General features: G+C 61.4%; 26 protein-coding genes. 18 read left to right on the forward strand and 8 right to left on the reverse strand.

Going from position 1 to position 24,669, the window contains the following annotated elements; all coding sequences use genetic code 11:
- The 5 genes from VF436_RS04385 to asnS all read right to left on the reverse strand — a co-directional run.
- Positions 1–935: aldehyde dehydrogenase family protein (locus VF436_RS04385; RefSeq protein WP_330902769.1), on the reverse strand; the 935-nt coding region annotated here is incomplete at its 3' end.
- 60 nt (positions 936–995) lie between these two features.
- Positions 996–1,787 carry an SDR family oxidoreductase gene (locus VF436_RS04390; protein ID WP_330902770.1) on the reverse strand — a complete coding sequence of 264 codons (792 nt, stop codon included), beginning with the start codon at positions 1,785–1,787 and terminating at the stop codon, positions 996–998.
- Between the two features lie 21 nt (positions 1,788–1,808).
- On the reverse strand, positions 1,809–2,126 hold the full coding sequence (locus tag VF436_RS04395; RefSeq protein ID WP_330902771.1) for a hypothetical protein: 318 nt from the start codon (positions 2,124–2,126) through the stop codon (positions 1,809–1,811).
- On the reverse strand, positions 2,123–2,989 hold the full coding sequence (locus VF436_RS04400; protein WP_330902772.1) for a hypothetical protein: 867 nt from the start codon (positions 2,987–2,989) through the stop codon (positions 2,123–2,125). Before VF436_RS04400 ends, VF436_RS04395 begins: the two co-directional genes overlap by 4 nt.
- A 9-nt stretch (positions 2,990–2,998) precedes the next feature.
- Complete coding sequence (asnS, locus tag VF436_RS04405) at positions 2,999–4,399, reverse strand: asparagine--tRNA ligase (RefSeq protein ID WP_330902773.1); 1,401 nt, start codon at positions 4,397–4,399, stop codon at positions 2,999–3,001.
- Positions 4,400–4,529: 130 nt separating this feature from the next.
- Here asnS and VF436_RS04410 point away from each other — a divergent pair, with 130 nt between their 5' ends.
- The 7 genes from VF436_RS04410 to radA all read left to right on the forward strand — a co-directional run bounded on the left by VF436_RS04410 (position 4,530) and on the right by radA (position 10,682).
- Positions 4,530–4,856 (forward strand): iron-sulfur cluster assembly accessory protein, encoded by a 327-nt coding sequence (locus tag VF436_RS04410; RefSeq protein WP_330902774.1) that lies wholly within the window; start codon positions 4,530–4,532, stop codon positions 4,854–4,856.
- Between the two features lie 159 nt (positions 4,857–5,015).
- Positions 5,016–5,438, forward strand: a complete 423-nt coding sequence (rpsF, locus tag VF436_RS04415) for a 30S ribosomal protein S6 (RefSeq protein WP_330902807.1) — start codon at positions 5,016–5,018, stop codon at positions 5,436–5,438.
- A gap of 14 nt (positions 5,439–5,452) precedes the next feature.
- The gene (rpsR, locus tag VF436_RS04420; protein WP_131150740.1) at positions 5,453–5,683 is read left to right on the forward strand and encodes a 30S ribosomal protein S18; all 231 of its coding nucleotides are present in this window, start codon (positions 5,453–5,455) and stop codon (positions 5,681–5,683) included.
- A gap of 97 nt (positions 5,684–5,780) precedes the next feature.
- Positions 5,781–6,230, forward strand: a complete 450-nt coding sequence (gene rplI, locus VF436_RS04425; protein WP_330902777.1) for a 50S ribosomal protein L9 — start codon at positions 5,781–5,783, stop codon at positions 6,228–6,230.
- Between the two features lie 349 nt (positions 6,231–6,579).
- A complete protein-coding gene (locus tag VF436_RS04430) occupies positions 6,580–7,977 on the forward strand; it encodes a replicative DNA helicase (protein WP_330902778.1) in 1,398 nt (465 codons plus the stop codon).
- A 30-nt stretch (positions 7,978–8,007) separates the two neighbouring features.
- Positions 8,008–9,096, forward strand: a complete 1,089-nt coding sequence (alr, locus tag VF436_RS04435) for an alanine racemase (protein WP_330902779.1) — start codon at positions 8,008–8,010, stop codon at positions 9,094–9,096.
- A gap of 200 nt (positions 9,097–9,296) precedes the next feature.
- On the forward strand, positions 9,297–10,682 hold the full coding sequence (gene radA, locus VF436_RS04440; protein ID WP_330902781.1) for a DNA repair protein RadA: 1,386 nt from the start codon (positions 9,297–9,299) through the stop codon (positions 10,680–10,682).
- 166 nt (positions 10,683–10,848) lie between these two features.
- Here radA and VF436_RS04445 read toward each other — a convergent pair whose 3' ends face one another.
- Positions 10,849–11,646: a cytochrome C assembly family protein gene (locus VF436_RS04445; RefSeq protein WP_330902782.1), complete on the reverse strand. Its 798-nt coding sequence runs from the start codon at positions 11,644–11,646 to the stop codon at positions 10,849–10,851.
- Positions 11,647–11,901: 255 nt separating this feature from the next.
- Between VF436_RS04445 and ffh the strand changes: the two genes are divergently transcribed.
- The 10 genes from ffh to VF436_RS04495 all read left to right on the forward strand — a co-directional run bounded on the left by ffh (position 11,902) and on the right by VF436_RS04495 (position 20,641).
- A complete protein-coding gene (gene ffh / locus VF436_RS04450; RefSeq protein ID WP_330902783.1) occupies positions 11,902–13,284 on the forward strand; it encodes a signal recognition particle protein in 1,383 nt (460 codons plus the stop codon).
- Between the two features lie 260 nt (positions 13,285–13,544).
- Positions 13,545–13,799 (forward strand): 30S ribosomal protein S16, encoded by a 255-nt coding sequence (gene rpsP / locus VF436_RS04455; RefSeq protein ID WP_330902784.1) that lies wholly within the window; start codon positions 13,545–13,547, stop codon positions 13,797–13,799.
- A 2-nt stretch (positions 13,800–13,801) separates the two neighbouring features.
- The gene (gene rimM, locus VF436_RS04460; RefSeq protein ID WP_330902785.1) at positions 13,802–14,317 is read left to right on the forward strand and encodes a ribosome maturation factor RimM; all 516 of its coding nucleotides are present in this window, start codon (positions 13,802–13,804) and stop codon (positions 14,315–14,317) included.
- Positions 14,318–14,336: 19 nt separating this feature from the next.
- The gene (gene trmD / locus VF436_RS04465; protein ID WP_330902786.1) at positions 14,337–15,107 is read left to right on the forward strand and encodes a tRNA (guanosine(37)-N1)-methyltransferase TrmD; all 771 of its coding nucleotides are present in this window, start codon (positions 14,337–14,339) and stop codon (positions 15,105–15,107) included.
- A 32-nt stretch (positions 15,108–15,139) separates the two neighbouring features.
- Entirely contained in the window at positions 15,140–15,511 is a 372-nt protein-coding gene (gene rplS, locus VF436_RS04470) for a 50S ribosomal protein L19 (protein WP_330902787.1), read from the forward strand.
- 425 nt (positions 15,512–15,936) lie between these two features.
- Complete coding sequence (locus tag VF436_RS04475; RefSeq protein WP_330902788.1) at positions 15,937–16,707, forward strand: TetR/AcrR family transcriptional regulator; 771 nt, start codon at positions 15,937–15,939, stop codon at positions 16,705–16,707.
- Between the two features lie 486 nt (positions 16,708–17,193).
- The gene (locus tag VF436_RS04480) at positions 17,194–18,012 is read left to right on the forward strand and encodes a TetR/AcrR family transcriptional regulator (protein ID WP_330902790.1); all 819 of its coding nucleotides are present in this window, start codon (positions 17,194–17,196) and stop codon (positions 18,010–18,012) included.
- Positions 18,013–18,074: 62 nt separating this feature from the next.
- Positions 18,075–18,539: a hypothetical protein gene (locus VF436_RS04485; RefSeq protein WP_330902791.1), complete on the forward strand. Its 465-nt coding sequence runs from the start codon at positions 18,075–18,077 to the stop codon at positions 18,537–18,539.
- A 92-nt stretch (positions 18,540–18,631) separates the two neighbouring features.
- Positions 18,632–20,080: an outer membrane protein transport protein gene (locus VF436_RS04490; protein WP_330902792.1), complete on the forward strand. Its 1,449-nt coding sequence runs from the start codon at positions 18,632–18,634 to the stop codon at positions 20,078–20,080.
- Positions 20,081–20,176: 96 nt separating this feature from the next.
- Positions 20,177–20,641: a DUF2147 domain-containing protein gene (locus VF436_RS04495; protein WP_330902794.1), complete on the forward strand. Its 465-nt coding sequence runs from the start codon at positions 20,177–20,179 to the stop codon at positions 20,639–20,641.
- Positions 20,642–20,737: 96 nt separating this feature from the next.
- On the opposite strand, the gene VF436_RS04500 is transcribed toward VF436_RS04495, so the two are convergent.
- Positions 20,738–22,792 carry a GGDEF/EAL domain-containing response regulator gene (locus VF436_RS04500; RefSeq protein WP_330902795.1) on the reverse strand — a complete coding sequence of 685 codons (2,055 nt, stop codon included), beginning with the start codon at positions 22,790–22,792 and terminating at the stop codon, positions 20,738–20,740.
- 109 nt (positions 22,793–22,901) lie between these two features.
- Positions 22,902–23,921, reverse strand: coding sequence for an EF-P beta-lysylation protein EpmB (gene epmB, locus VF436_RS04505; RefSeq protein WP_330902796.1), 1,020 nt, complete (start codon positions 23,919–23,921; stop codon positions 22,902–22,904).
- Positions 23,922–24,042: 121 nt separating this feature from the next.
- Between epmB and efp the strand changes: the two genes are divergently transcribed.
- Complete coding sequence (gene efp / locus VF436_RS04510) at positions 24,043–24,624, forward strand: elongation factor P (RefSeq protein ID WP_330902798.1); 582 nt, start codon at positions 24,043–24,045, stop codon at positions 24,622–24,624.
- Positions 24,625–24,669: the final 45 nt, after the last annotated feature.

Raw genomic sequence — 24,669 nt, forward strand, 5'->3', positions numbered from 1 at the left:
AGCGCACGTACGCGAGTCAGGTAGCGTTCGCGAAAGGTGTCGTAAATGGCGCGCTGCACCAGAAGCCGCGAGCCGCATAGGCAGATCTCGCCCTGGTTGGCAAAGCCCGAGCGCACGATGGTGTCCAGATTGGCATCGTCCAGGTTGGCATCGGCGAAGACGATGGCTGGATTCTTGCCGCCTAGTTCCAGTGATAGCTTCTTGAACTGGGGAGCCGCAGATTGAGCGATCGCTTTACCCGTAGCCGTGCTACCAGTAAACGAAATGGCTTTTACCAGGCGATGCTCCACCAGCGATTGGCCGACAGAGGGGCCGCGACCATGCACGATATTGAAAACACCGGAAGGCAGGCCGGCCTCAAGGCTCAGCTCGCCGAGCAGGGAGGCTGTGCAAGGGGTGACTTCCGACGGTTTGGCAACCACCGCATTGCCGCTGGCCAGAGCAGGGGCGATTTTCCAGGTGAATAGATAAAGCGGAAGATTCCATGGGCTGATACAGCCGACGACACCCAGCGGCTGGCGCAAGGTGTAGTTGATGGCGCCCACTTCCATGGCGTGCGACTGGCTGGCCCAGGGCACGATGGCCGAGGCGAAGTAGCGCAGGTTGCTGATGGCCCGAGGGATGTCCACGCTACGAGCGAGTGCGATGGGCTTACCATTGTCCTGCGACTCCAGGCTGGCGAAATCATCCAGTCGCGCCTCGACGAGGTCGGCCAGCCGATGTAGCAGTCTGCTGCGCTGGTCGGCGGGCGTGGCCGCCCAGCCTGGCGCGGCGCGTTGCGCGGCCTGGACGGCGGCTTCCACGTCGCTGGCGTCGGAGTCCGGGCAAAGGGCGAAGACATGACCTGTGGCCGGATCGTGGATATCCAGCCAGCGATCAGCTTGAGGTGCCTCAAGGCGTCCGTCGATCAGGTTGGTCAGGCGTCTGGATGGCATGGAGTAAGCTTAAAGGCTGGATCTCCACGATGCACCGGGGCGCGCGTATCGTAAGCTGCTTCAGCTGAGCGATCGGGTGCGACCACCATCCACGGCGATGCTGACGCCGTTGACGTAGCCGGCCGCCGGCGTGCACAGAAAAGCCACCACCGAGGCGACTTCTTCCGGTTCGCCAAAGCGTCGGGCAGGTACCGCGGCCAGTAGACCGGTGGCGACTTCATTCGCGCCACGGCCGCTGGAGTGGGCCTGGCCTTGTAGCAGACTGGCCAGGCGGTCGGTACGTGTATAGCCTGGCAGTACATTGTTGACCGTGATGCCATCGGGGCCGACTTCCGATGCCAACGTCTTGGACCAGCCGGCCATGGCGGCACGGATGGTATTGGATACGCCCAGATTGGCGATCGGCTCTTTCACCGAAGTGGAAATGACGTTGACGATACGCCCGTAACGGCTGTCGCGCATGTCGGCCAGGAAGGTCTGCGCCAGTGCCTGGGCAGCCAGCAGGTGCTGGCGAAAGGCCGCTTCATACGCCTCGGTAGCAGCCGAATGGGCTGGTCCGGCGGGTGGGCCGCCCGTATTGTTGATCAGGATATGCACCGGATGCCCCGTGGCTGCGTCCGCGGCTGCGGCGACCAGGGCACGCGTATCGAGCATATCGGCCACTTGCCAGCCATGGCGTTGTGCATCATGCGTGCGGGGCAACTGCTCTGCCAGTGATTTCAACGTGTCCGTCGAGCGGGCCAGGACGGTGACATCAGCACCCAGCGAGGCCAGTTCGATGGCGCTGGCACGACCGATTCCCTGGGAGGCGCCGCAAACGAAGGCATGGCGTCCGGTCAGATCCAGTTGCATGGCAACTCCTTGCGGTAAAAGTCAGCGTGCGGACCATTGCAGAGCGATCGCGCCGCACCAGCATACCCACGCAAGCCAGGGAGCGTAGCGCCAGACGCGTCTCCAGTGGGTGATGGATGAGTCCTCCAGCGCCGGGAGGATAGGTGAGCGCAGTGCCAGTTGCAGGCGCATCCATATGCGCAGCGGACTGGCCTTGCCACCCCCTTCGGGCACCGAGATGATCTCCCACTCATGGGCGTGATGGTTGCGCAAGCGCGAGACGATGCGTGCCTGAGCCAAGAAATGCAGCAGGAAACATGTAACGCCGGTCAGAAGCAGCAAGAAATATAGCTGGATCATTTCCCGCCGCCGCTATCGCTGCCGCTGGCCTCACTACTGGAGGCATTGCCAGGAGCGTTGCTGCTGCCCGCGCTATTGTCGGTCCATAGCGGAATCGGCAGCGCATTGCGCAAGGTGTTGAGCAGGCCATCGCCGGCGGGGGGCTTGCCGCAGACGGCGTTGTCCACGGCGCTGGCATAGTCCTTATCCATCATGCCGACCCAAAGCACGCCATCGGGACCGTGCGGAATCTTGAAACTGCCGCTCGGATTCATGCTCACCGGGGATTCGGCCGAGAAAGCCGCTGGCGACTGTTCCCAGTAGGTGTTGCCAGCCTGTTGCGCCGCTGAGCTGAACACCACGATGTAGCGTGCCTTCGGGTCTTTCACTTCATAACTGCCGAATGCGCCTGTCGTGGCACTGCTCCAGCCTACGTGCTCGCAAAGGTTGATGTCTTTCTGGTCGCCCAGGGGTTGGAACGCCTCATCCAGCAGCACTACGGTCGGCCCGAACAGATAGCTGGTGCGCAACCAGCGGCCGTTCAATTCGGACTTCATCCCGACCCGGTATGGCAGCTTGCCATCAGTGGGCAGACGAAAGCTCAGGAAATAGCTGCGCTGTCCGTTAAGGCTGAAAACCGAGCTGCCCGGGCCGAGTTCGAACCTCTTCGGTCGCCAGGGCAATTGGGCCTGGTAGGAAAAATCGGCGAAGCTCGTGCAGCAAGGTATCGCATCCTGCAAGGCCTTTTTGGCGCCATCCAGTTGCGCCGAAGTATTTTCCGGCGCACGCAGGTTTGGGGGCAGCAAGTGCTTGGCGCTGTGGCATGCCGTCACCAGCAAGGTCAGGGCAATCGTGGCGAAGGCAACGAGATGGGGTTGGCGCATGATGGGGGATCAGAATTCGGCAGTACCTGCCGCACGGGGGTAGGGGATGGCGTCGCGAATGTTCGACAGCCCACAAACATAAACCAGCAGGCGTTCGAAGCCGAGTCCGAAACCGGCATGGGGGACGGTGCCGTAGCGACGCAGGTCACGATACCAGCCGTAAGTGGCAGCATCGAGGCCGAACTGGGCCATGCGGCGGTCAAGATAATCCAGCCGCTCCTCGCGCTGGGCTCCGCCGATGATCTCGCCGATGCCTGGGGCGAGCACGTCCATCGCGGCGACGGTTTTCTCGTCATCGTTCAGGCGCATGTAGAACGCCTTGATCTGCTCGGGATAATTCATGACCACCACCGGGCGGCCGATGTGCGTCTCAGCCAGGTAGCGCTCATGCTCGGTCTGCAAGTCGATACCCCACGCGACGGGGAATTCGAATTTGTGCCCGCAGTTTTTCAGGATCTCGATGGCGTCGGTGTAGTCGATGCGCTCGAAGGGTTGCTTGATGAAGTTTTCCAGGCGAGTGATGGCATCGGGCTGAACGCGTTCGGCGAAGAAGGCCATGTCGTCAGGGCGTTCGTCGAGCACGGCCTTGAAGATGGCCTTGAGGAAAGCCTCTGCGCAATCGGCATCGGCGGCCAGGTCGGCAAAGGCGATTTCCGGCTCGACCATCCAGAATTCGGCCAGGTGGCGGGGCGTGTTGGAGTTTTCCGCGCGGAAGGTCGGTCCGAATGTGTAGACCTTGCTCATCGCAAGGGCGTAGGCCTCGACGTTAAGCTGGCCGGACACGGTGAGGAATGCCTCACGTCCGAAGAAATCCTTGCGGAAGTCGACCTTGCCCTGTTCGTCGCGGGGCAGGTTGGCAAGGTCAAGTGTGGACAGGCGGAACATGTCGCCAGCGCCCTCGGCATCGGACGTAGTGATGATCGGCGTGTTGATCCAGAAGAAGCCCTGCTCGGTGAGATGGCGATGGATGGCCGTCATCATCGTGTGGCGCACGCGCGTGACCGCGCCGAACAGGTTGGTGCGCGGGCGCAAGTGAGCCACTTCGCGCAGGAATTCCATGGAATGGGCTTTGGGCTGGATCGGATAGGTCAGCGGATCGTCGACGAAGCCGGTCACCGTCACGTCCGTGGCTTGCAACTCGAAACGCTGCCCCTTGCCCTGCGACGGCACGAGGGTGCCCGTCACGATGACGCCCGCGCCACTGCTCAGGTTCTGCACATCCGTCGCGTAGTTGGGCACGGTAGCGTCGATCACGGCCTGAATCGGGTCGAAGCAGGAGCCATCCGAGACGTTGACGAAGGACAGGCCGGCCTTCGAATCGCGCTTGGTGCGCACCCAGCCGCGCACCGTGACGTTGCTGCCGGCTTCGAGCTTGCCGGAAAGAGCCTGTTTGACGCTGACCACCGTCATGGATTGAAACTCCTGCAGGGCGCCTCGATATTGGCGCGTATGGGCAAACCGGCATCATAATGGAGCGCCCGTCCTGCTCGCGACGGTTTTCAGGTCAAATAACCCCCCAAGTTGCTTCTCGACGTTCATCATGACTATCTCCATCACGCCTGCTGCCAACGAACGCATGCGCCAATTCCTGAACAACACGCCCGGCGCGACCGGAGTGCGTTTCGGTGTCAGGCGCACCGGTTGTTCGGGCTTCGCCTATGTGGTGGACCTGGCCGACAGCCTGGCCCCGGAAGACAGCCTGGTCGAGGTGGACGGTGTCCGCCTGGTGGTGGACAGCAAGAGCCTTCCCTTGGTGGATGGCACCGTGATCGACTTTCAGCGCCAAGGCCTCAATGCTTCGTTCGTCTTTCACAACCCCAATGCAACGGGCGAGTGCGGCTGCGGCGAAAGCTTTACCGTGGCGTGAGGCAGGCAGCCGGCCTCGCCGCTTTACACCCTGCCTGACGTCGGGCTAAACTCCCGCTTCTGTCTGCGCCTTGGGTGCGGGCAGACCTTGCCTCACTGCTCCCGCGGGAGGCTGCCAGGCCCCGTAAAGGCCGCATCCACAAGGAGTTTCCAACCAATGATCATGCGTCATTACGAAATCGTGTTCCTGGTCCACCCTGACCAGAGCGAGCAGGTTCCGGCGATGATTGATCGCTACAAGAGCCTGATCGAGGCCGATGGCGGCAAGATCCACCGCCTGGAAGACTGGGGGCGCCGTCAGCTGGCTTACCCGATCGTCAACTTGGCCAAGGCTCACTACGTGATGCTTAACATCGAAGTTGGCCAGAATGCGCTGAACGAGCTGGAGTCGGGTTTCCGCTTCAATGACGCCGTGCTGCGCCACCTGGTGATCAAGCGCGATGCCGCCGACACCGAGCAGTCCTTCATCCTGAAGTCCAAGGAAAAGGATGATGCCAAGTCGTCGCGCCGCCGCGATGACGACGTCGAGGGTGAGGACCGCCGCGGCGGTCGTGACGATAACGATCGCGACAGCGACGACTGATCAGGAGCCAAGCCATGTCCAAGTTCTTCCGCCGCCGCAAGTTCTGCCGCTTCACGGCCGAAAACGTCAAAGAGATCGACTACAAAGATCTCAACACGCTGCGTCAGTACATCACCGAGAACGGCAAGATCGTGCCGAGCCGCATCACCGGCACCAAGGCGCGTTACCAGCGCCAGTTGGCCACCGCGGTCAAGCGCGCACGCTTCCTGGCTCTGCTGCCGTACACCGACAATCACGACGTTTGATCGTCGTGAGGCCCCCTCCGCAAGGGGGCCTTTCACTCTTCGGACAACCGTCCACGGCTGCGCCGGGCCACTCCGGTGCTAACGAAAAGGAACCACCATGGAACTGATTCTTCTCGAAAAAGTCCGTAATCTCGGCAACCTTGGCGACAAGGTCAATGTGAAGCCGGGTTACGGTCGTAACTACCTCCTGCCGCAGGGCAAGGCTGTGCCGGTCAACGCCGCCAATCTCGAAGCCTTCGAGAAGCGCCGCGCCGAATACGAAGCCAAAGCCAACAGCCTGCTTGCTGATGCCAATACGCGTCATGCCAAATTGGCCGACGTAACGGTGACCATCAGTGCCAATGCCAGCCCCGAAGGCAAGCTGTACGGTTCGGTCGGCCCGCGTGAAATCGCCGATGCGCTGCAGGCTGCCGGTCATGACATTCACAAGAATGAAGTGATCCAGGGCGAAGGCCCGATCCGTACCACCGGTGAATACGAAGTCGTGATCGCTTTGCACGCCGACGTGCAGGGTTCGGTCAAGGTGATCGTAGTTGGCGAGAAGTAAGTTTTCTTGCTGACGCCAATAAAAAAGGCGCCTCCGGCGCCTTTTTTATTGGCGCGTGCGGTCAGCTGCGTTGTGGCCTGTGAAGCCGATCGCTTTGTGAGTTGCAAAGGTAAAGGGAAGAAGCAGGTTGTGGCTCATCGGTGCCCACTGTTCCTCTTTACCCCTTACAGATGTGCGCGCCGGCTTTACAGCGAGCCTGAGCGAGCGACTTCACGCATGAACTTATCCCCAAACTTCCACAAGATATCCACAGCTTTTCATCTCGGCTCCTGAGACCACGCGACGTATGATGGATTACGAAGAAGACCCATCCCCTCGGTCGTCAAGGCCGTCGAAGCGAGGAAAAGCGATGTCCTTTGTGCCTGAGCGCAAATCCAGCCCGCTATCGGGGATCGATGCGTTGCGCGTGCCGCCGCACTCCCTGGAAGCCGAGCAGGCCGTGCTCGGTGGCCTGATGCTGTCGCCTGACTCGTTGGACAAAGTCGCCGACAAGCTCAGTGAGCAGGATTTCTATCGCAAGGATCACCGCCTGATCTGGCGAGCGATTACCGAGCTGGCCAACAAGGGCATGCCTTGCGATGCCATCACCCTGGGTGAATGGTTCGAGGCCAATGGCCTTGCCGAACTGATCGGCGGTTCCAGCTATCTGATCGAACTGGCCAACGCCACGCCCAGCGCCGCCAATATCGGCGCGTATGCCGACATCGTGCGTGAGAAGTCCATCCTGCGGCAATTGATCGACGCCGGCACGCAGATCACTGAAGACGGTTATCGCCCGGAAGGGCAGAGCGTGCAGGAGGTGATGGAAAAGGCCGAGCAGCGCGTGTTCAAGATCGCCGAGTCTGGCGCGCGCGGCAAGAAGGACACCGTCACCATGCGTGAGGCGGTGAAGGATGCTTTTCGCATCTTGTCTGAGCGTTACGAAAATCGTGGTCAGTTGACGGGAGCATCCACCGGTTTCGACGACCTCGACGAACTGACGTCGGGCCTCCAGCCATCGGACTTGATCATCGTCGCGGCGCGTCCGTCGATGGGCAAGACGGCCTTTTCGGTGAATATCGCCGAGGCCGTGGCCATGCGTAGCAAGAAAGCCGTCATTGTGTTCTCGATGGAAATGTCCGCTTCCCAGCTGGCGTTTCGTCTGATTTCCTCGGTGGGGCGTATCCATCAGCAGCATTTGCGCAATGGCGATCTTGCCGAGGAAGACTGGCCGCGCGTGACCAACGCGATCGCCATTCTGTCCGAGGCCAAGATCTTCATCGACGATACGCCTGGCCTGTCGCCGGTGGAACTTCGTTCGCGGGCCCGCCGCATCCATCGCGAGAACGGCGGTCTGGGATTGATCGTCATCGACTACCTGCAGCTCATGCAGGTGCCCGGAAATACCGAGAATCGTGCCACCGAAATTTCAGAAATTTCGCGTTCACTTAAAGGACTCGCCAAGGAACTGAACGTGCCGGTGATCGCGCTTTCGCAGTTGAACCGCTCGCTCGAACAGCGCGCGGACAAGCGTCCGATGATGTCGGACCTGCGCGAGTCTGGCGCTATCGAGCAGGACGCCGACGTGATCATGTTCATCTACCGCGACGAGTACTACAACAAGGAGTCGCCGGATAAAGGCCTGGCCGAAATCATCATCGGCAAGCAGCGTAACGGTCCAACGGATACGGTGAAGCTGACTTTCCTGGGGCATTACACCAAGTTCGAGAACTACGCGCCGGATTCCTTCGTGGGTGCGTTCGATTAAACGCACGCGTTCTCTGTTGCTGCTGGAACCATGAGCCGAACCACTGTCGCTACCATCCATCTCGCCGCGCTTCGGCACAACCTCGCGCGCATCAAGGCCTTGGCGGCGCCAGCCCAGGTCATGGCGGTGGTCAAGGCCGATGCCTATGGGCATGGCCTGGAGCGCGTGGCGCGCGCGTTGAACGGCGATGCCGAAGCCTTCGCCGTGGCCGCGCTGGGCGATGGGCTGCGCCTGCGGGCGGCCGGCCATACGCAGCGTATCGTGGTGCTTTCCGGCCCTGATCAGCCGGGTGACATCGCCGAGATGCAGCGCCTTGGCCTGGACGCGGCCATTCATCATGCTTCGCAACTGGCTTGGTTGGCCGAGGCAACGCCTGAGCGCGGGCGCTTGCGGGTCTGGCTGAAAATCGACGCCGGCATGCATCGCCTGGGCTTTGCACCGGAAAAAGTAGCCGAGGTTCATGCAAGCTTGGCGGCCATGCCAGGGCTGCACCCTGATATTGGCCTGCTGGCGCATTTTTCTGATTCGGAGGTCTTTGGGGGAATCCGGACACCGGCGCAGATCACGCGCTTCCATGAAGCAACACGCGGCTTGAATGGGCCTCGTTCGTTGTCTAACTCCGCCGCGGTGCTCGGCTGGCCGCAGGCACGAGAGGATTGGGTGCGTACCGGAGGCCTGCTGTATGGCTTGTCGATCGTGGAAGGAAAAAGCGCTGCCGATTTCGGCTTCCGCCCGGCCATGACACTGAGCACCCGACTGATCGCCATCAATCCGATCAAAAAGGGTGAGCCGATCGGCTACAACGGCACCTGGACGTGCCCAGAAGATATGGCGGTTGGTGTGGCCGCGGTCGGTTATGGCGATGGTTATCCACGCAGTGCGGCTGCTGGCACGCCGGTGCTGGTGCGCGGGCAGCGTGTTCCCTTGATCGGTCGTGTCTCCATGGACTTGATCACTCTCGACCTGCGCGATGCTCCGCATGCGCAAGTAGGAGATCGAGTAGTGCTGTGGGGGCCTGAATTGCCGATAGAGCAGATCGCCGCCACATCCGGCACGATCGCCTACGACCTCACCTGTGGCATGACGCGGCGTGTGCTTTTTGTTGAAGACGAGGGCTAGAAAAGCGGAGATGGGATGTGTGGGCGCAAGCACGTCAGGTTCCCGACCTGTCTTGCACGAAAGCGCCGTCGCATTTTCACAGATTGTCGGCCTGCCGGGACCTTGCGCTCCCGCTGCCCGTCTCCCAGGCCTGGTTGGCCGTCTCATACACCGCGACGCTGATCGCCTAATCTTGTTGTCCTTCCATCCCGAGCATCCTCATGGCCAAAGCCAAGACCGCCTATGTCTGCACCGACTGTGGCGCCGAACACTCCAAATGGCAGGGGCAATGCGTCGAGTGCGGCGCGTGGAACACCTTGAGCGAAATCGTGTTGCAGTCGGCAGCCAAGGCATCCGTGGGCGCGGCCAGGCGCTCTGGATATGCAGGGGCTGTCGAATCGGCCAAGGTCACTCCGCTGACCGAAGTGGCGTTGGCTGCCGACGTACGCAGCCTTACCGGTATCGGTGAGCTTGACCGTGTGCTGGGTGGCGGCCTGGTCGATGGGTCGGTGGTGCTCATTGGTGGTGATCCTGGCATCGGCAAATCGACCTTGCTGCTACAGATGCTCGGAACCCTGGGGGCTCAATTGCCCAGTGTCTACGTCACGGGCGAGGAATCGCTGGCGCAGGTTGCGGCGCGTGCGCAGCGTCTGGATCTCCCTCTGGCGCCCCTGCATGCCCTGGCTGAAACATGCATCGAACGCATTCTCGAGCAAGCGGCCGCTGCACGCCCTCGCGTGCTGGTGATCGATTCGATCCAGACCATCTGGACCGAATTGCTCACCGCCGCGCCCGGCTCGGTAAGTCAGGTGCGCGAGGCCGCAGCCAAGCTCACACGCTTTGCCAAGGAAACCGGAACGTCGGTATTCCTGGTCGGCCACGTCACCAAGGAGGGCGGTATCGCCGGTCCGCGCGTGCTGGAACACATGGTCGATGCCGTGCTGTATTTCGAAGGCGAATCGGGTAGTCGATTCCGCGTTTTGCGCGCCTTCAAGAACCGTTTCGGCGCGGTCAATGAACTGGGCGTCTTCGCGATGAGCGAAAAAGGCTTGCGCGAGGTGCCCAATCCGTCGGCCATCTTCCTGTCCGCGCACAGCGGACCAACCTCTGGTAGCGCGGTGATGGTGACCAGGGAGGGTACGCGTCCGCTGCTGGTGGAGGTGCAGGCGCTGGTCGATCAATCCTCGCTGGGTAACCCCCGTCGCGTGGCGCTGGGCCTGGAGCAAAATCGCCTGGCCATGCTGCTGGCGGTGCTGCATCGCCATGGCGGTGTTGCTGCGTATGACCAGGATGTGTTCGTGAACGTGGTAGGCGGCATCCGCGTGCAGGAGACCGCCGCCGACCTGCCGGTGTTGCTGGCCGTGCTGTCGTCGCTGCGTGACCGCCCGTTGCCGGACAAGACCATCGCTTTCGGCGAAGTGGGCCTGTCTGGCGAGATTCGTCCGGTTCCCAATGGCGAGGAGCGCCTCAAGGAAGCGGCCACGCATGGTTTTCGTCGTGCCATCGTGCCGCGCGCCAATGCGCCGAAGAAGGGCAAGGTAGGCGATATGGATGTGATCGGCGTGGAGCGGTTGTCGCAAGCGATCGACGCGGCGCGCGGCGATTGAGCATTGGGAGATGGGAGACGGGAGACGGGAGACGGGAGATGGGGGGGGGCACAAGCCCGCACGACTGAGGTCAACCTCTCGTGCCGCGAAAACATCTTGGCGAGCTTTGCATGTTGCGGTGGCGCACGTCATTGCGCCCCGCGCCATCCGTTTCCCGTCCCGGTTTTTAGCCGCCGCGGTGCAAGATCACCTCAAGCACGAACTTCGACCCGAAGAAAGCCAATAGCAGTACACCCATGCCGACCAGGGTCAGGTTTACTGCGCGACGGCCGCGCCAGCCGTGCCGCCAGCGACCATAGAGCAGCACGCCAAACACCAGCCACGCAATGATCGACAACACGGTCTTGTGCACCAGGTGCTGGCCGAACAGATCGTCAACGAACAGGATGCCAGTCAGCAATGTCAGGCTGAGTAGAACGAAGCCGGCGCCGATCAGCCGGAACAGCAGGGTTTCGGTCAGCGTCAGCGGGGGCAGGGCACGTAGCCAGTTGCCGAACTGACGGTGGCGCAGGGCGCGCTCCTGGAAAGCCAGCAGGATCGCCAGCACCGCGGCGATGGACAGCACGCTGAAAGCGACGAGGGCCACGGTGACGTGCAGTTTGATCTGCCAGTCCATGACCAGTGGCGCGCGCTCGCGTGCCATGAAGGTGTCCACGGCCAACAACAAGGCGCTCAGCGGGAAGATGATCACGCCCAGCGCGGCCACGGGTCGCCCCAGATTCACTAGCAACGTCAGGATCGACACGACGCAGGCGACCAGTGACAGCGCCGCGAAAAAGTGCAGGTCCAGCGCACCGCTATGCATGCCCAGAAGGATGCCTGCATGGATCAGCACCGCCAGCCCCGCCACGCCCAGGGACGTACGATTCAGCGGCTGCCCCCCACTCAGCAGCGGCCGCGCCAGCCCCGTTGCGGCAGCGAGGTACAAGGCAATGGCGAGCAGGGCGAGAATGGGAATCAACATGGATGCGCAGTTTGGCATGGAGTAGGGGCTGTGGGGGAGGCGCGTTATGTCGCGTGGGTTGGAGACGGGAGCGCGCGCGAGGCTGGCTATAGAGGCTGGTATGGCGTGGGGCAACAACGTATTCCCGTAGCGGTGTGCTGCTGTCCGTCGGGCTTGCGCCCCCATCGCCCGTTTCCCCCCTCTTTATCAGGGAACATCGCTAAGCTGGGGACATAGCGGGTACAATCGAGGTTTTCTCCATGCACGGCCGTCGCCATGTTCGAATCCCTCAGCCAACGCCTTTCCGCCACCGTTGACCGCCTGCGTGGCCGCGGCCGGTTGACCGAGGAAAACATTCGCGAAAGCCTGCGTGAAGTGCGCATCGCGCTGTTGGAGGCCGACGTTGCCCTGCCGGTAGTGCAGGCGCTGGTCGAACGCGTCAAGGTGCGCGCGGTCGGCCAGGAAGTCCTCAAGAGCCTCTCGCCTGGACAGGCGCTGGTGAAAGTGGTCAGCGACGAACTGACTGCGGTCATGGGTACGACCAACAGCGAGCTGAACCTTGCGCAGCAGCCACCGGCGGTGGTGTTGATGGCTGGCCTCCAGGGCGCGGGCAAGACCACCACGGTGGGCAAGCTGGCGCGCTTCCTCACTGAACGCAAGAAGAAAAAGGTCATGGTGGTCAGCTGCGACGTTTATCGTCCTGCGGCTATCGAACAGCTGCGCACCCTGGCCGAGCAGGTCGAGGTGAAGTTTTTCCCGTCCGAGGCGGGTCAGGACCCGATCGAGATCGCCAAGGCAGCCATGGCTGCGGCGCGCCGCGAAGTAGTCGATGTGCTGCTGGTCGACACCGCCGGCCGCCTGCACGTGGACGAGGCCATGATGGCCGAGATCAAGGCGCTGCACGCAGCGATCACGCCTGTCGAAACGCTGTTCGTCGTCGACTCGATGACAGGCCAGGATGCGGCGAACACCGCCAAGGCTTTTGCAGAGGCGCTGCCGTTGACCGGTGTGGTACTGACCAAGACCGACGGTGACGCCCGTGGCGGTGCGGCCTTGTCGGTACGCTACGTGACCGGCCGGCCGATCAAGTTCCTTGGTGCCGGCGAAAAGACCGATGCGCTGGAACCGTTCCATCCCGATCGTGTGGCCCAGCGCATTCTGGGCATGGGCGACGTGCTGTCGCTGGTCGAGGAAGTCGAGCGCAAGGTTGACCAGGAAAAGGCACAGAAGCTTGCCCAGAAGGTCATGAAGGGCAAGCGCTTCGACCTGAACGACATGAAGGATCAGCTCGAGCAGATGAACAACATGGGCGGCCTGGCCGGCTTGATGGACAAGCTGCCGGGCGTCGCCAACCTGCCGGATAACGTCAAGTCCAAGGTCAATAACAAGGAAATTGACCGCATGGTGGCAATCATCAATTCGATGACCAAAAAGGAGCGTCGCCATCCCGACCTGCTCAACGGCTCACGCCGTGCCCGCGTGGCACGCGGTTCGGGCACCCAGCCGGCGGATGTGAACCGTTTGCTCAAGCAGTACATGCAGATGGAAAAGATGATGTCCAAGCTCTCCAAGGGCGGCACCAAGGGCCTGATGCGGCAGATGCGCGGGGCCATGAAGGGCATGGGTGGCATGGGCGGTGGTATGCCCCCGATGCGTTAAGGGTGAAGCCGACGCCCGATGGGCGTCTGTAAAGTCGCTCGCTGTGCAGGATGAAGAGCGAGGGTGTGGATAGCCTGGTGGTACTTCCCCCCTTACAGCCCCTGACACAGCTGACTTGACCCTTTATAGCCTGGGTCAATGAGCGGCTTTCCACCCAAGCTCTTTACAGCGCTAAGAAACCCCATTAAAATCCCGCGTTCACCGCGCCCATACCTAGGGCGTGCTGCTGGCAAAGCCGGCAACTCTGGAGCTTTTTTACTATGGTTAAGATTCGTCTTTCGCGCGGCGGCGCCAAGGGCCGTCCGTTCTACCACGTCCTCGTGACCGATTCGCGCAGTGCGCGTGACGGTCGTAGCATCGAAAACGTGGGTTACTACAACCCGGTTGCTTCGGGCAAGGACAAGCGTCTCGAGCTGAATGTGGCTCGCGTGCAGGAGTGGGTCTCCAAGGGCGCTCAGCTGAGCGACAAGGTCGCCGCCCTGGTGAAGGAAGCCGCCAAGCAGCAGGCTGCCTGAGTATGGCTGTAGCCGGTCGGCGCGTCCTGGTGGGACGCATCGTCGGGCTGTACGGGGTGCAAGGCTGGCTCAAGATCGAATCCTGGACCGAGCCGCGCACCCAGATCTTCAAGTACCAGCCCTGGCTGCTTTCCACGGCGCCGGGTGAAGAGCTGGAGATCGAGGGAGTCAAGGGACGTCCGCAAGGCAAGGGGCTCATCGCCCAGATGCCTGACGTGGCGGACCGCGATCAAGCGGCAGCGCTGATCGGTTGCGACATCTTCGTCGCCCGCGAGCTGCTTCCGCCTCCCGGCAAGGATGAATACTACTGGGTTGACCTCGAAGGTCTCGAGGTCGTCACCACGGAGGGCGTGGCATTGGGACGGGTCAGCCACCTGTTTGCAACTGGTGCCAATGACGTCGTGGTAGTGAGGGACGGCGAGCGCGAGCGGCTGGTTCCTTTCGTCCAGGGTTCTTATGTGCGTTCGGTGGATTTGTCCGGCGGACGTATGGTGGTGGACTGGGACCCCGAGTTCTGACACTGATCTTGAGGGACCGATGCGATTCGACGTCGTCACGCTGTTTCCTGACTTCGTTCGCCAGTGCGCTGCCGTCGGTGTTGTAGGGCGCGCGCAACAGCGTCAGCTGTTGCAGGTGGAAACCTGGAATCCGCGCGACTTCGCCACCGACAACTACCGTACCGTGGATGGCCGCACATGCGGTGGTGGTCCTGGCATGGTGATGCTGATTGAGCCCTTGCGGGCAGCCTTCAAGGCGATCCGCGAGGCGGCACCGGAACCGGTGCACATGATTTACCTCAGTCCGCAAGGAGCGCGGCTGACGCAGGGTAGGGTAGAGGCGCTGGCTAAAATGCCGCGAATCGCCTTGCTTTGTGGACGTTATGAAGGTGTGGACGAGCGTCTGCTGGCGCACGAGGTCGACGAGGAGCTTTCCATCGGCGATTATGTGTTGTCTGGCGGCGAGTTGGGTGCCGCGGTGATCATTGACGCGGTGGGCCGCTTGCAGGACGGTGCATTGAACGATGCGCAATCGGCCGAGCAGGATTCGTTTTCGAGTGGCCTGCTCGACTGTCCGCACTATGCGAAACCGGTGCATGACGCATACGGGGACGTGCCGGCGGTGCTATTGTCCGGCGACCACGCGGCTATTCGTCGCTGGCGCCTGAAGCAATCGCTGGGCAGGACCTGGCTGCGGCGCCCCGACTTACTGGCGCAACACACGTTGGACAAACCATCCCGTGCGTTGCTGGATGAATTCCGCCGAGAGCATGCACTTTCGCAGGCCCGGCAAAACGATACGGCCGACTGATGGCCGCTGCATTGAAAATCGACGGGTGTGCCATGAACAAGATCATTGAACAGTTCGAAGCCGAGCAGATCACCCGCCAGCTGCCGGATTTCGGCCCTGGCGACACCGTGGTGGTCAACGTGAAGGTGAAGGAAGGCAACCGCGAGCGCGTCCAGGCGTTCGAAGGTGTGGTCATCGCCAAGCGTAGCCGCGGTCTGCATTCGGCCTTTACCGTGCGCAAGATTTCGCACGGCACGGGCGTGGAGCGCGTGTTCCAGTCGCATAGCGCCGCTATCGACTCGGTCCAGGTCAAGCGCAAGGGTAAGGTGCGCGGCGCCAAGCTGTACTACCTGCGTGGTCTGGAAGGCAAGGCTGCCCGCATCAAGGAAGACATCGCTGCCGCCAAGGCCAGCAAGGGCGAATAACCCGCTTCCCACGCCACGACCTGGCGTTACGAAGACCCGCAGAGCAATCTGCGGGTCTTCGCGTTTGCGAGCCAGGCTCTTGTGACGGCCAAGTTAGTTGCCTCGCTCTTGCAACCTGCGGTTGCAAGAGCGAGGCAAGGCAAAGGGGCGGAGTGTAGATCTGTAGCACCAAGGCGCCCTCTCGTCGCGCATTGCTTTGGCGACTGACGTGGCTCCTGCGGGAGAGCAGGATTTATGCGCCTCGGTGCCAAGGGCGCTATGGCTTTTGGCCTGCCGCTCGGATCGGCCAAAAGACGATCCCCCGCCACCCCGGTTCGGCCTGCTAAGATTTGCCTCAAGTTCGCAGCAGGCATCGAGCGGCCAACGGAGGGGGCGTTCCACCGGTGCCCTGTGTCTCCATCGCGCTGTAGAGGATAAAAAGCGGTATGCCTGTCGATAGCCAAGACGTTGGCCAGGGCAACACAAACACGCGCAACCGGTTGTTGCAGGCGGCCGAATCGCTCTTCATCGAGCATGGTTATGAAGCCATGCTCGTGCAGGAGGTGACCCGTCGTGCCGAGGCCAATTCGGCCGCGGTCAATTATCATTTCGGCGGCAAGGAACTGTTGATGCGCGAGGTGCTTGCGCGTCGCCTCAACCGACTGAATATCGAGCGCCTGGAGCTGTTGTCGTGTTGCGAGGAACATAGCGGCGGCAAGCTCGATGCTGCGGCGATCCTGAGCATCCTGTTCGTGCCAGCGCTGCGTCTGAGTCGGCCACCGAACGGCCATCCCAGTTTCATCAGCTTACTGGGGCGCGTGTACAGCGATACGTCGCCGTTTATCCGCAACTATCTGGAAGAGCACTATCGGCCGATCTTCGAGCGCTTTTTCGAGGCCTTTTCCCGTGCTTTGCCTCAGATGTCACGCAGCGAGCTCAGCATGCGGCTGCGTTTCAGCCTGCAGGGACTAGCTGGCCTGCTTGCGGGACAGCGGGTGGATGAATTGATCTTCGCGTTGGGCATGGGTCAGCAGATGAGCGAAGATGTGTTGCTGGCCAGGCTCATCGCACTGGTATTGCCCATGCTCACCGATCCCCTGGGAACGCCTGACCAAGTCAGTGCCGTCCGGCATGTTGCCGGATTTGCGGAGGCAGCGGCGACGGCCGCCGATGCCGCCATGCAGACGTCGGCGGCCTCGGTGCGTGGGCGGGGCTGAAGCAGGGGTTTAATCCAAAGTGACATCCGGGCGTAACGCCCTGCACGTACCTCCCCGCACGTGCCTCCCATGCCTCCTGTTTGCCGCCCAGGAGGCTCTTTAAACCTCCCCAGCGCCACAGATGCTGGTGCACCTCGGCTGCGCCGCAGCAATTCTTGTCATGGCAGCTTATGACTACCGTCGTCAGGGTGTCCTGCGATGCGGCATCTGCACATCTGTTTGAAACCCTTCAAACCAGATCTTTTCGCACTTTATTTGCCTGCCGCTGTTGCGCTCGAAAATAGTGAAATCGCATGGCTATGCGGGTTGTGCGGCGCAGATTGACCCCTTCAGACGACAAGTTCATCGTACGAACACCTGTTTCAATTTGATATTTGAAGAAATGAATTGAATAGGCAGGTTGAAATCGTTGGTTGAAATCGGTGTTTGGCAGTTTCTCCAGAAACCGTCAGGCGAGATCGACTCAAGGGGCGGGGAACAAGACGGTTGAACAGCCAGCAAGCCAGCGTCGGCCATGCGAGCACCCGCGAGCGTCTGCTTCAGGCTGCCGAGTCGCTGTTCATCGAGCATGGCTATGAGTCCATGTCATTGCGGCAGATCACCCGTCGGGCGGACGCCAATCTCGCCGCCGTGAATTACCACTTCGGCAGCAAAGAGCTGCTGATGCATGAAATGCTGACCAAGCGACTGGATCGCCTCAATCGCGAACGGCTGCAACTGCTGGCCTGTTGCGAACACGAAGGTGCACCGCTGGAAGCGACCGCTGTCCTGAGCATCCTGTTCGTGCCGGCCCTGCGCCTGAGCAGGCCACCGGCCGGCGATCCGGCTTTCATGCGCTTGCTGGGGCGCGTCTACAGCGATCCGTCGCCGTTCATCCATAACTATCTCCAGCAGCATTACCGACCGATCTACGAGCGTTTCTTCGAAGCGTTCTCTCGTGCGCTGCCGGCCTTGCCGCGCAGCGAACTGGGTATGCGCCTGCGCTTTTGCCTGCAAAGCCTCTCCGGCCTGCTGGCAGGTGAAAGCATGAGTCAGCTGATATCCGCCTTGAGTATGGGCCTTGCCATCGACGACGCCACCTTGCTGGCGCGTTTGAACGCCCTGATTGGTCCGATGCTCACCGAGCCGCTTGGCACGCCTGCACAGGTGCGTGTCGTGGAGCGTGTCGTAAACCAGGCCGACACCGCGGCATTCGCCGTGGATCAGGCCGAGCGCCGTGCCGAACCCCGGGTTGTCGGCATGGGCAAGCGTCCGGTCCCCGGTAGCGAACCGTGGACCACACAGACACAGGGGAAGTCGTTTTAACCGCGTCAACATCCAGCACCGGTCGGTACTGGGTGACTCAACTTTTATTGCGAGGTAAGGACATGAAAGCGCAATTCAAAGCACTGACGATGGCATGCATCATGGCTGCGGGCACGATCGCCGCCGCTCCAGCATTCGCAGCTCACGCAACGCCCGTAAGCACCACGTTCAGCGCGACAGGCCCCACCAGCCTTTCCGTGCTGGGCGTGCCGGTACCGTGTACCTCCAACTTCGTGCTGGTCACCGATGCTTCCGGAAATGTGACGGTGACCCAGGCGACGTTCTCTGGCAGTGCCACCTGTACGTCGGTCCATGCCACGGGCCTGCCCTGGAGTGCCTCGTTCTCATCGACCACTGCAGCCACGATCAGTGGTGTTTCGGTCAGCACGCCGTTCGGTTCGTGTTCGGGCAGTGTCGGCGTGGCAATCAACAATGCGGCCAGCCAGATCTCCCTCAGTGGCACTTTGGGCATCTGCTCGGTAAGCGGCACGCTGACCGTGGCTCCGACTTTCACCGTAGTCAACTGATAGCGACAACGAAGCCAGGTATGCGGTTGGCCACCATGGAGGCCAACCGCATCCGCTTCCCATGATTTCTGTCCATCGCCGAGAGCGTCAACATGAAAAAAAGCAACAACGCCGTTTTCCCTCATGCCAAAACCCTGATGAGCACAGCGCTGGCCGCAGCGTTGTTGATGGCTTTCGGTCTTCCTCAAGAAGCTCATGCCGCAGCATTCCAATTGCCGGTTACCAATGCTGCCGGCTACGGCCGCGCGTTTGCGGGTGGCTCGCTGTGGCAGAACGATCCGTCCGCCGCATATAACAATCCGGCCGCCATGGCCTGGTTGTCAGGGCCGGTGATGCAGGGTTCATGGATTGGCATTGATATCAGTGCGCAGTACCACGGCGCGACTACGGATGCGTACGGCCGGGATATCCCTGGCAACACCCCTAACGCGGGTCATCGTGTGATCAACGACGGCTCGGCGTTCTATGCAATGCCGGTATCGGACCGTTTTGCCATCGGTTTTGGTATCGATGTGCCTTATGGCTTGCTGACCAAATACGATTCCCAGTGGCGAGGCGCCCAATGGGGCACCATGACGTCGCTCAAGTCTTTTGGCGTCAGCATGTCCGGCAGTTTCAAGGTGAGCGATACGTTCTCGCTGGGGTTCGGCGTCATCGCACAGCGGACGCGTGCACAGCTCAATAACGGTATTGACGTAGGAAGTGCGGCCGGCCTTGCGTTACAAAGCCCGTTGCCGAGCCTTCCGCAGAATGTTGCGCAGATCAACGTGCGCGTACATAACTGGTCGCAAGGTTATTTCCTCGGCGCCGAATTCAAGCCAAGCGATGCCGATTCGCTTGGTATCAGCTATCACTCGCGCGTGGGCAATCGCCTGAAAGGGCAGTACCGCATGTACTACCCCAACGATGGCAAGACCGTCGACCAGGGCGGTTTTCCGGTAACTGTCGATGTAAAAGACCTGATCTCCCTGATCCCGATCCTCAACCAGCTCAATGCTGCCAACCCGGAGCTGCAGCTACCCGAACTCAATCCCAATGGTGGACCGGCGTCGGCTGTCCTGGATTTGCCAGCATTCGTCAATATCGACTATCTGCACCGTTTCAGCGACCGCTTCTCGATGGGCGCATCCGCCGTGTGGACAAATTGGTCCAAGTTCCAGACGCTGACCCTGGTGTCGGACGGTACGCAATTGGTGAGCTTGCCACAGGAATACAAGAACTCCTGGACGCTCAGCTTGGGCGGCGACTACCAGATCAATGACCAATGGACCCTTCGAGGCGGCTTTGCCTGGGACCAGACGCCAACGACAGATACTACGCGCGATCCGCGTGTGCCGGACAATGATCGCAAGATCGTCAGCATTGGTGTGGGTTACAAGCCGACCGAGCACTTCACCATCGATGCGGCTTATTCGCACCAGTTCCTGAGCGATCCGCGGATCAACAACACGGCGCCGCTGGCATTGGGCGGCGGCAACATGAACGGTTCGTTCTCCGACTCCGGCAATGTGGCGTCGATTACGGCAACGTATCAGTTCTGACGGGTAAACCCGCGCGTCCCTCCGCGCGGGGAAAGGTTGGGTGGAAAGGACTCCGCCCGCTTTTTTCATCGCCCACCCTTCAGTCGGGAGAATCTCATGAAATCGATACTGCAATGGACGCTTGCGCTGGGCCTGGCCTGCACCGCGGTCAGTGCCTGGGCCGCCAACGACACACCGGTTGGACATTGGAAGCAGGTGGATGACGTTTCCGGCAAGCAGAAATCGGTGATCGAGATCACCGACAATGGCGGCAAGCTGCAAGGCAAGGTGATGCAGCTGATGAATCTTTCCGCCGAGGAAACCGCGCGTGATGGCCAGCATCCGGTGTGCCGCAAATGCGATGGCTCACGCAAGGACCAGCCCATCGAAGGCATGGTCATCATGTGGGACGTCAGCAAGGATGGCGACGTCTGGGACGGCGGCAAGATCCTCGATCCCAAGACCGGCAAGGTCTACAAGGTCAAGCTGACGCTTACCGATGGCGGGCGCAAGCTCGATGTACGCGGCTACATTGGCTTCTCGCTGATTGGTCGCAGCCAGGTATGGGAGCGCGCGGACTGACGTGCAGCGCTTCTTCGCTTGCCAACTGCCAGCGAAGAGATGAGAGGAGCGGCAACCTCGGGAAGCGATGAGCCTTCCCGAGATTACCGATGAAACTCACGCCATCAGCCGCTGTGGTTCCTGCAGGAAGTTGCCTTGTACGAAGTCCACGCCGCAGGCAAACAGCAATGAAGTACTGGCCGCGTCTTCCACCCATTCGGCGATGGTCTGGCGATTCATCTTGCGTGCCTGCTCACAGAGTTCGGAAATCTTCTTCTGGCTTTCCGGGTGCTGCGGAAGTTCGGCCATGTAGCTGCGATCGAGTTTGAGGAAATCGGCCTCGATGTGTGTCAACAGCTGGAACGAGTTCAAGCCCGAGCCGAACTGCTCCAGCGCAAAGCGGCCACCGAGCTTCTTCCAGGCCACGACAAATTCCTGCGCCGGACGCAACAGCGTTACCACCTTGCTCTCGGTCATCTCCAGCACGATCTGTCCATGTTTGAGCGAGGCTGCGTTGAGACGTTCGGTCAGCCATGGCAGCAACTGTGCGTCGTTGAGCGAACTGGCGGTGAGCTTGATGAAGAAGGTGGATGGTGTATTGAAACGTTCGCGCTGGCGCAGAATGTCGATCGCCTGGTTGAGCACCCAGCGATCGATGGCCGGGGTGAGGTTGTGCTTTTCGGCGATCGGCAGGAAGAAGCCCGGCAAGACCTCGCCCTGCGGTCCATTCAAGCGCAGCAGAAGCTCGGAGAATTCGCCTTCGGCATCCTGCAAGCTGATGACCTGCTGGTGATAGAGCACGAAATCGTTCTGGGTCAGCGCCTGCTGCAACAGGTTCAGCCAGTAGCGTTCGCGCTCGGCGTCGGCCTTTTCGCGCGCCGCCGGATCGTGGATTTCGATGCGGTTACCGCCCTGGCTCTGGGCATTGCGCAGAGCCTGGTTGGCCTGATCGAGCAACAGTTCGGTGTTGGCGTTCTTTTCGCTAAGCAGGCTACCGCCGATGCTGACGGCAACCGTGAGCGAGCGCGAACCCACGTCGAAAATTTCGCTGGCGATGCTTTTTTGCAGGCCGGCGATCCATTCCTTGATGCTGTCGTCGTTGCGCGAGTGCAACATCACGCCAATCATGTGCTCGGCCAGGAGGCCGGCACTGTCGTCGGGGCCGAGCAGGGCTTCAACCCGGGTGGCAAAGGCGGCAAGCAGTTCGTCAGCCTTGCCCAGGCCAATGCCGTTGACGATGGATTGCCAGCTATCAGGCTCCACCAGGAGCAGCGCCTGGCCCTTGATGCCTTCGGTAGCCGCAGCGACGGACTGGTCGATCATCTCCAGCATGCGGGCACGGTTGAAAAGACCCGTGACCGGATCGCGCTGCAATTGCTCGATGACGCCCGGGTCGATCAGCTGGCGGCGGAATACCACCTGCACGCAGGGCTCGCCCTCGAAGGTGGCGTGCGCGAATTCGACGTTGGCCTTGAAGGTGCTGCCGTCGGCGCGGCGTGCCTGGATCTCGCTGCGGCTGGCCGGCAGCTTGTCGCCGCGTGAAAGCGCCTTGAGCGTGCTCTTGAATTCGTCGGCGTCGGCGGCGCCGATCATATCCAGGACCGGCAGGCCAAGCAGGTCGTCGAACTCGCCATAGCCAAAGGTATCAAGATAGGCCTGGTTAGCACGCACGTGCATGCCTTCGTGTACATAAGCGATGGCATCGGTCGAGGAGTCCAGCAGCGCATCACAGCGGCGCTCGGACTCGCGCAGGGCCGATTCCAGGCGGCGCAATTGGCGACGTGTATTGAGTGATTCGAAGTCGCGTTGCACCACGGCCAGCAATTGGCGCGGCTGCGAGCGAAGCGCAATGCCGCGCACACCGCTGATGAACAGCTCGGTCGCCGAGTCGTTATCCAGCTGACTGACCAGGGCGGTCAACGACAGGTCGCGGCCATGGGCATCGAGCAGCCGGGTGATCTCGCGCAGATCGATGCTGCCGATATGGGGGTCGAACAGCACCAGATCCGGTCCCAGTTCGTCCAGCGCGGCCTGGACCTGTTCGCTGCTGGTGGCGCGCGCCGGGCGCACGGCGATGCCATTGTTGCGCAGCAGGCTGATGATCTGTTCAGCGTCCTCGACCGATTTCTCGATGAAAAGAATCTTGATAACCAGGTCTGTTTTTGTTGACACGTCAAGCGATCCTTCGATTCATCGAGTTGGGCGGAACGGCCCGTGCACAGGTTTTAACGGATTCCCGTGACGACCGCCAGCGCTGGCGGCTGTAAATCAGGGTGTGGCTTCACAAAGGGCGTTTTGACGCGTCTCCGCCGACTTCACGTACCAGCCGGGGAACGAGATAGCCCGGCAGGCGCTGGCGAATTGCCTCCACTAGTTCGAGGGCTCGCTGATCATCGACCTCGAAATGGGCCGCGCCGCTGACACGGTCGAGCTGGTGCAGGTAATAGGGCAGCACACCGGCAGCAAACAGACGTTCGGACAAGGCGGCCAGCGTATCGGCATCATCGTTGATGCCGCGTAGCAGTACGGCCTGGTTGAGCAGGGTCACGCCAGCCTCGCGCAGGCGGGCGCAGGCGCGGTCCACGCTGGCATCGAACTCATGGGGGTGGTTGGCGTGCAGTACCACGACTTTCTGGTGTGGCGATGCCGATAACCACTGGACCAGGCCATCGTCGATGCGCTCGGGTAGCACCACGGGCAGGCGCGTGTGGATACGCAACCGTGTCACGCTGGGAACCTGGGCGAGCCCTGTGGTGAGCTCGACCAGCTTGGCCGTCGTCAGCGACAGCGGATCACCTCCGGACAGGATCAGCTCGCTGATGCTCGGGTCCTGGCGTACATGGGCTAGCGCCTGGCGCCATTGGCCGGCCGCGGCGATTTCCTCGCCATAGGGAAAGTGTCGGCGAAAGCAGTAGCGGCAATTGATGGCGCAGCTCCCGCTGGCGATCAGCAAGGCGCGGCCTTCATATTTGTGCAGCACGCCATGGGCTGCGCGTGAGGCCATGTCCCCCACGGCGTCCTGGCTGAAGCCCGGCGCGTCCAGGTTCTCGGCCAATTGCGGCAATACTTGCAGCAGCAGGGGGTCATGGGCGTCCCCCTTGCGCATGCGAGCCACAAACCCACGCGGCACGCGCAACGCAAAGCCGGCATCCCCAGCCGGCAGGGACGAGGCCAGCTCGGTCAGGTCCAGCAGCTGCAACAGCTCCCGGGCATCGGTCACGGCATCGCGCCAAAGCTGGCGCCAGTCCTCAATGGGCTGGTTGGCGACAGTTAGGCGACTGCCGGGGCTTGGGGTTATCATAGGTGGCCCTGCGCGGGCGATGGCCCGTTCAAATCGACATTTTAACCGCTAAATCCTTCCTGGCGTGGCGCGACAAGGGCTTGCTGGCGGGTGGCACTTTTCCGTACTGGAGTTTTTTGCAATGGCGAGCTATGACCTCAATGGCGTAAAGAACGGCTTGAAGATCCTTGTGGATAACGAGCCCTACGTCATCACCGACGCCGAGTTCGTCAAGCCGGGCAAGGGCCAGGCCTTTACCCGCATCAAGATCCGCAACCTTATCAACGGTCGCACGACCGAAAAGACCCTCAAGTCCAGCGACAAGGTCGATGGCGCGGATGTGGTCGACGCCGACATGACCTATTCCTACAAGGATGGCGACCAGTGGGTGTTCTCCGACCAGGACTACAACGAGCACCGCGCGACCGAGGCTGGTGTGGGCGATGCCTCCAAGTGGCTGATGGGCACCGAAGAGTGTGTCGTGACCTCCTGGACCAAGGGTGACGGCGCCACGCAGATCATTGCCGTGCAGGCGCCGAACTTCGTCGAGCTGAAGATCGTCGAGACCGATCCGGGCGTCCGTGGCGACACCTCCGGTGGTGGTGGCAAGCCGGCCAAGCTGGAAACGGGCGCCGTGGTCCGCGTGCCGCTGTTCGTGGGCCAGGAAGAAGTGATCAAGGTCGACACGCGTTCTGGCGAATACGTCAGCCGCGTCGGTAAGTGATGGTTTGACGCGCGGGCAAGCCCGCGCCTTAAGTCAGCACGTCAT

This window comes from Dyella sp., from assembly GCF_036384435.1.
Lineage (GTDB): Bacteria > Pseudomonadota > Gammaproteobacteria > Xanthomonadales > Rhodanobacteraceae > GSA-30.

What these genes read in the sequence shown, in the direction of transcription:
- efp (WP_330902798.1), top strand. Translation starts at nt 24,043, where the DNA reads ATGGCGAGCTATGACCTCAATGGCGTAAAGAACGGCTTGAAGATCCTT.
- asnS (WP_330902773.1), bottom strand. Translation starts at nt 4,399, where the DNA reads ATGACGGTGGTCAGCGTCAAACAGGCTCTTTCCGGCAAGCTCGAAGCC.
- VF436_RS04490 (WP_330902792.1), top strand. Translation starts at nt 18,632, where the DNA reads ATGAAAAAAAGCAACAACGCCGTTTTCCCTCATGCCAAAACCCTGATG.
- VF436_RS04400 (WP_330902772.1), bottom strand. Translation starts at nt 2,989, where the DNA reads ATGCGCCAACCCCATCTCGTTGCCTTCGCCACGATTGCCCTGACCTTG.
- VF436_RS04445 (WP_330902782.1), bottom strand. Translation starts at nt 11,646, where the DNA reads ATGTTGATTCCCATTCTCGCCCTGCTCGCCATTGCCTTGTACCTCGCT.
- VF436_RS04430 (WP_330902778.1), top strand. Translation starts at nt 6,580, where the DNA reads ATGTCCTTTGTGCCTGAGCGCAAATCCAGCCCGCTATCGGGGATCGAT.
- VF436_RS04475 (WP_330902788.1), top strand. Translation starts at nt 15,937, where the DNA reads ATGCCTGTCGATAGCCAAGACGTTGGCCAGGGCAACACAAACACGCGC.
- VF436_RS04495 (WP_330902794.1), top strand. Translation starts at nt 20,177, where the DNA reads ATGAAATCGATACTGCAATGGACGCTTGCGCTGGGCCTGGCCTGCACC.
- radA (WP_330902781.1), top strand. Translation starts at nt 9,297, where the DNA reads ATGGCCAAAGCCAAGACCGCCTATGTCTGCACCGACTGTGGCGCCGAA.
- VF436_RS04395 (WP_330902771.1), bottom strand. Translation starts at nt 2,126, where the DNA reads ATGATCCAGCTATATTTCTTGCTGCTTCTGACCGGCGTTACATGTTTC.
- rplS (WP_330902787.1), top strand. Translation starts at nt 15,140, where the DNA reads ATGAACAAGATCATTGAACAGTTCGAAGCCGAGCAGATCACCCGCCAG.
- VF436_RS04410 (WP_330902774.1), top strand. Translation starts at nt 4,530, where the DNA reads ATGACTATCTCCATCACGCCTGCTGCCAACGAACGCATGCGCCAATTC.
- VF436_RS04390 (WP_330902770.1), bottom strand. Translation starts at nt 1,787, where the DNA reads ATGCAACTGGATCTGACCGGACGCCATGCCTTCGTTTGCGGCGCCTCC.
- rplI (WP_330902777.1), top strand. Translation starts at nt 5,781, where the DNA reads ATGGAACTGATTCTTCTCGAAAAAGTCCGTAATCTCGGCAACCTTGGC.
- rimM (WP_330902785.1), top strand. Translation starts at nt 13,802, where the DNA reads ATGGCTGTAGCCGGTCGGCGCGTCCTGGTGGGACGCATCGTCGGGCTG.
- VF436_RS04485 (WP_330902791.1), top strand. Translation starts at nt 18,075, where the DNA reads ATGAAAGCGCAATTCAAAGCACTGACGATGGCATGCATCATGGCTGCG.
- trmD (WP_330902786.1), top strand. Translation starts at nt 14,337, where the DNA reads ATGCGATTCGACGTCGTCACGCTGTTTCCTGACTTCGTTCGCCAGTGC.
- rpsR (WP_131150740.1), top strand. Translation starts at nt 5,453, where the DNA reads ATGTCCAAGTTCTTCCGCCGCCGCAAGTTCTGCCGCTTCACGGCCGAA.
- ffh (WP_330902783.1), top strand. Translation starts at nt 11,902, where the DNA reads ATGTTCGAATCCCTCAGCCAACGCCTTTCCGCCACCGTTGACCGCCTG.
- alr (WP_330902779.1), top strand. Translation starts at nt 8,008, where the DNA reads ATGAGCCGAACCACTGTCGCTACCATCCATCTCGCCGCGCTTCGGCAC.
- epmB (WP_330902796.1), bottom strand. Translation starts at nt 23,921, where the DNA reads ATGATAACCCCAAGCCCCGGCAGTCGCCTAACTGTCGCCAACCAGCCC.
- rpsP (WP_330902784.1), top strand. Translation starts at nt 13,545, where the DNA reads ATGGTTAAGATTCGTCTTTCGCGCGGCGGCGCCAAGGGCCGTCCGTTC.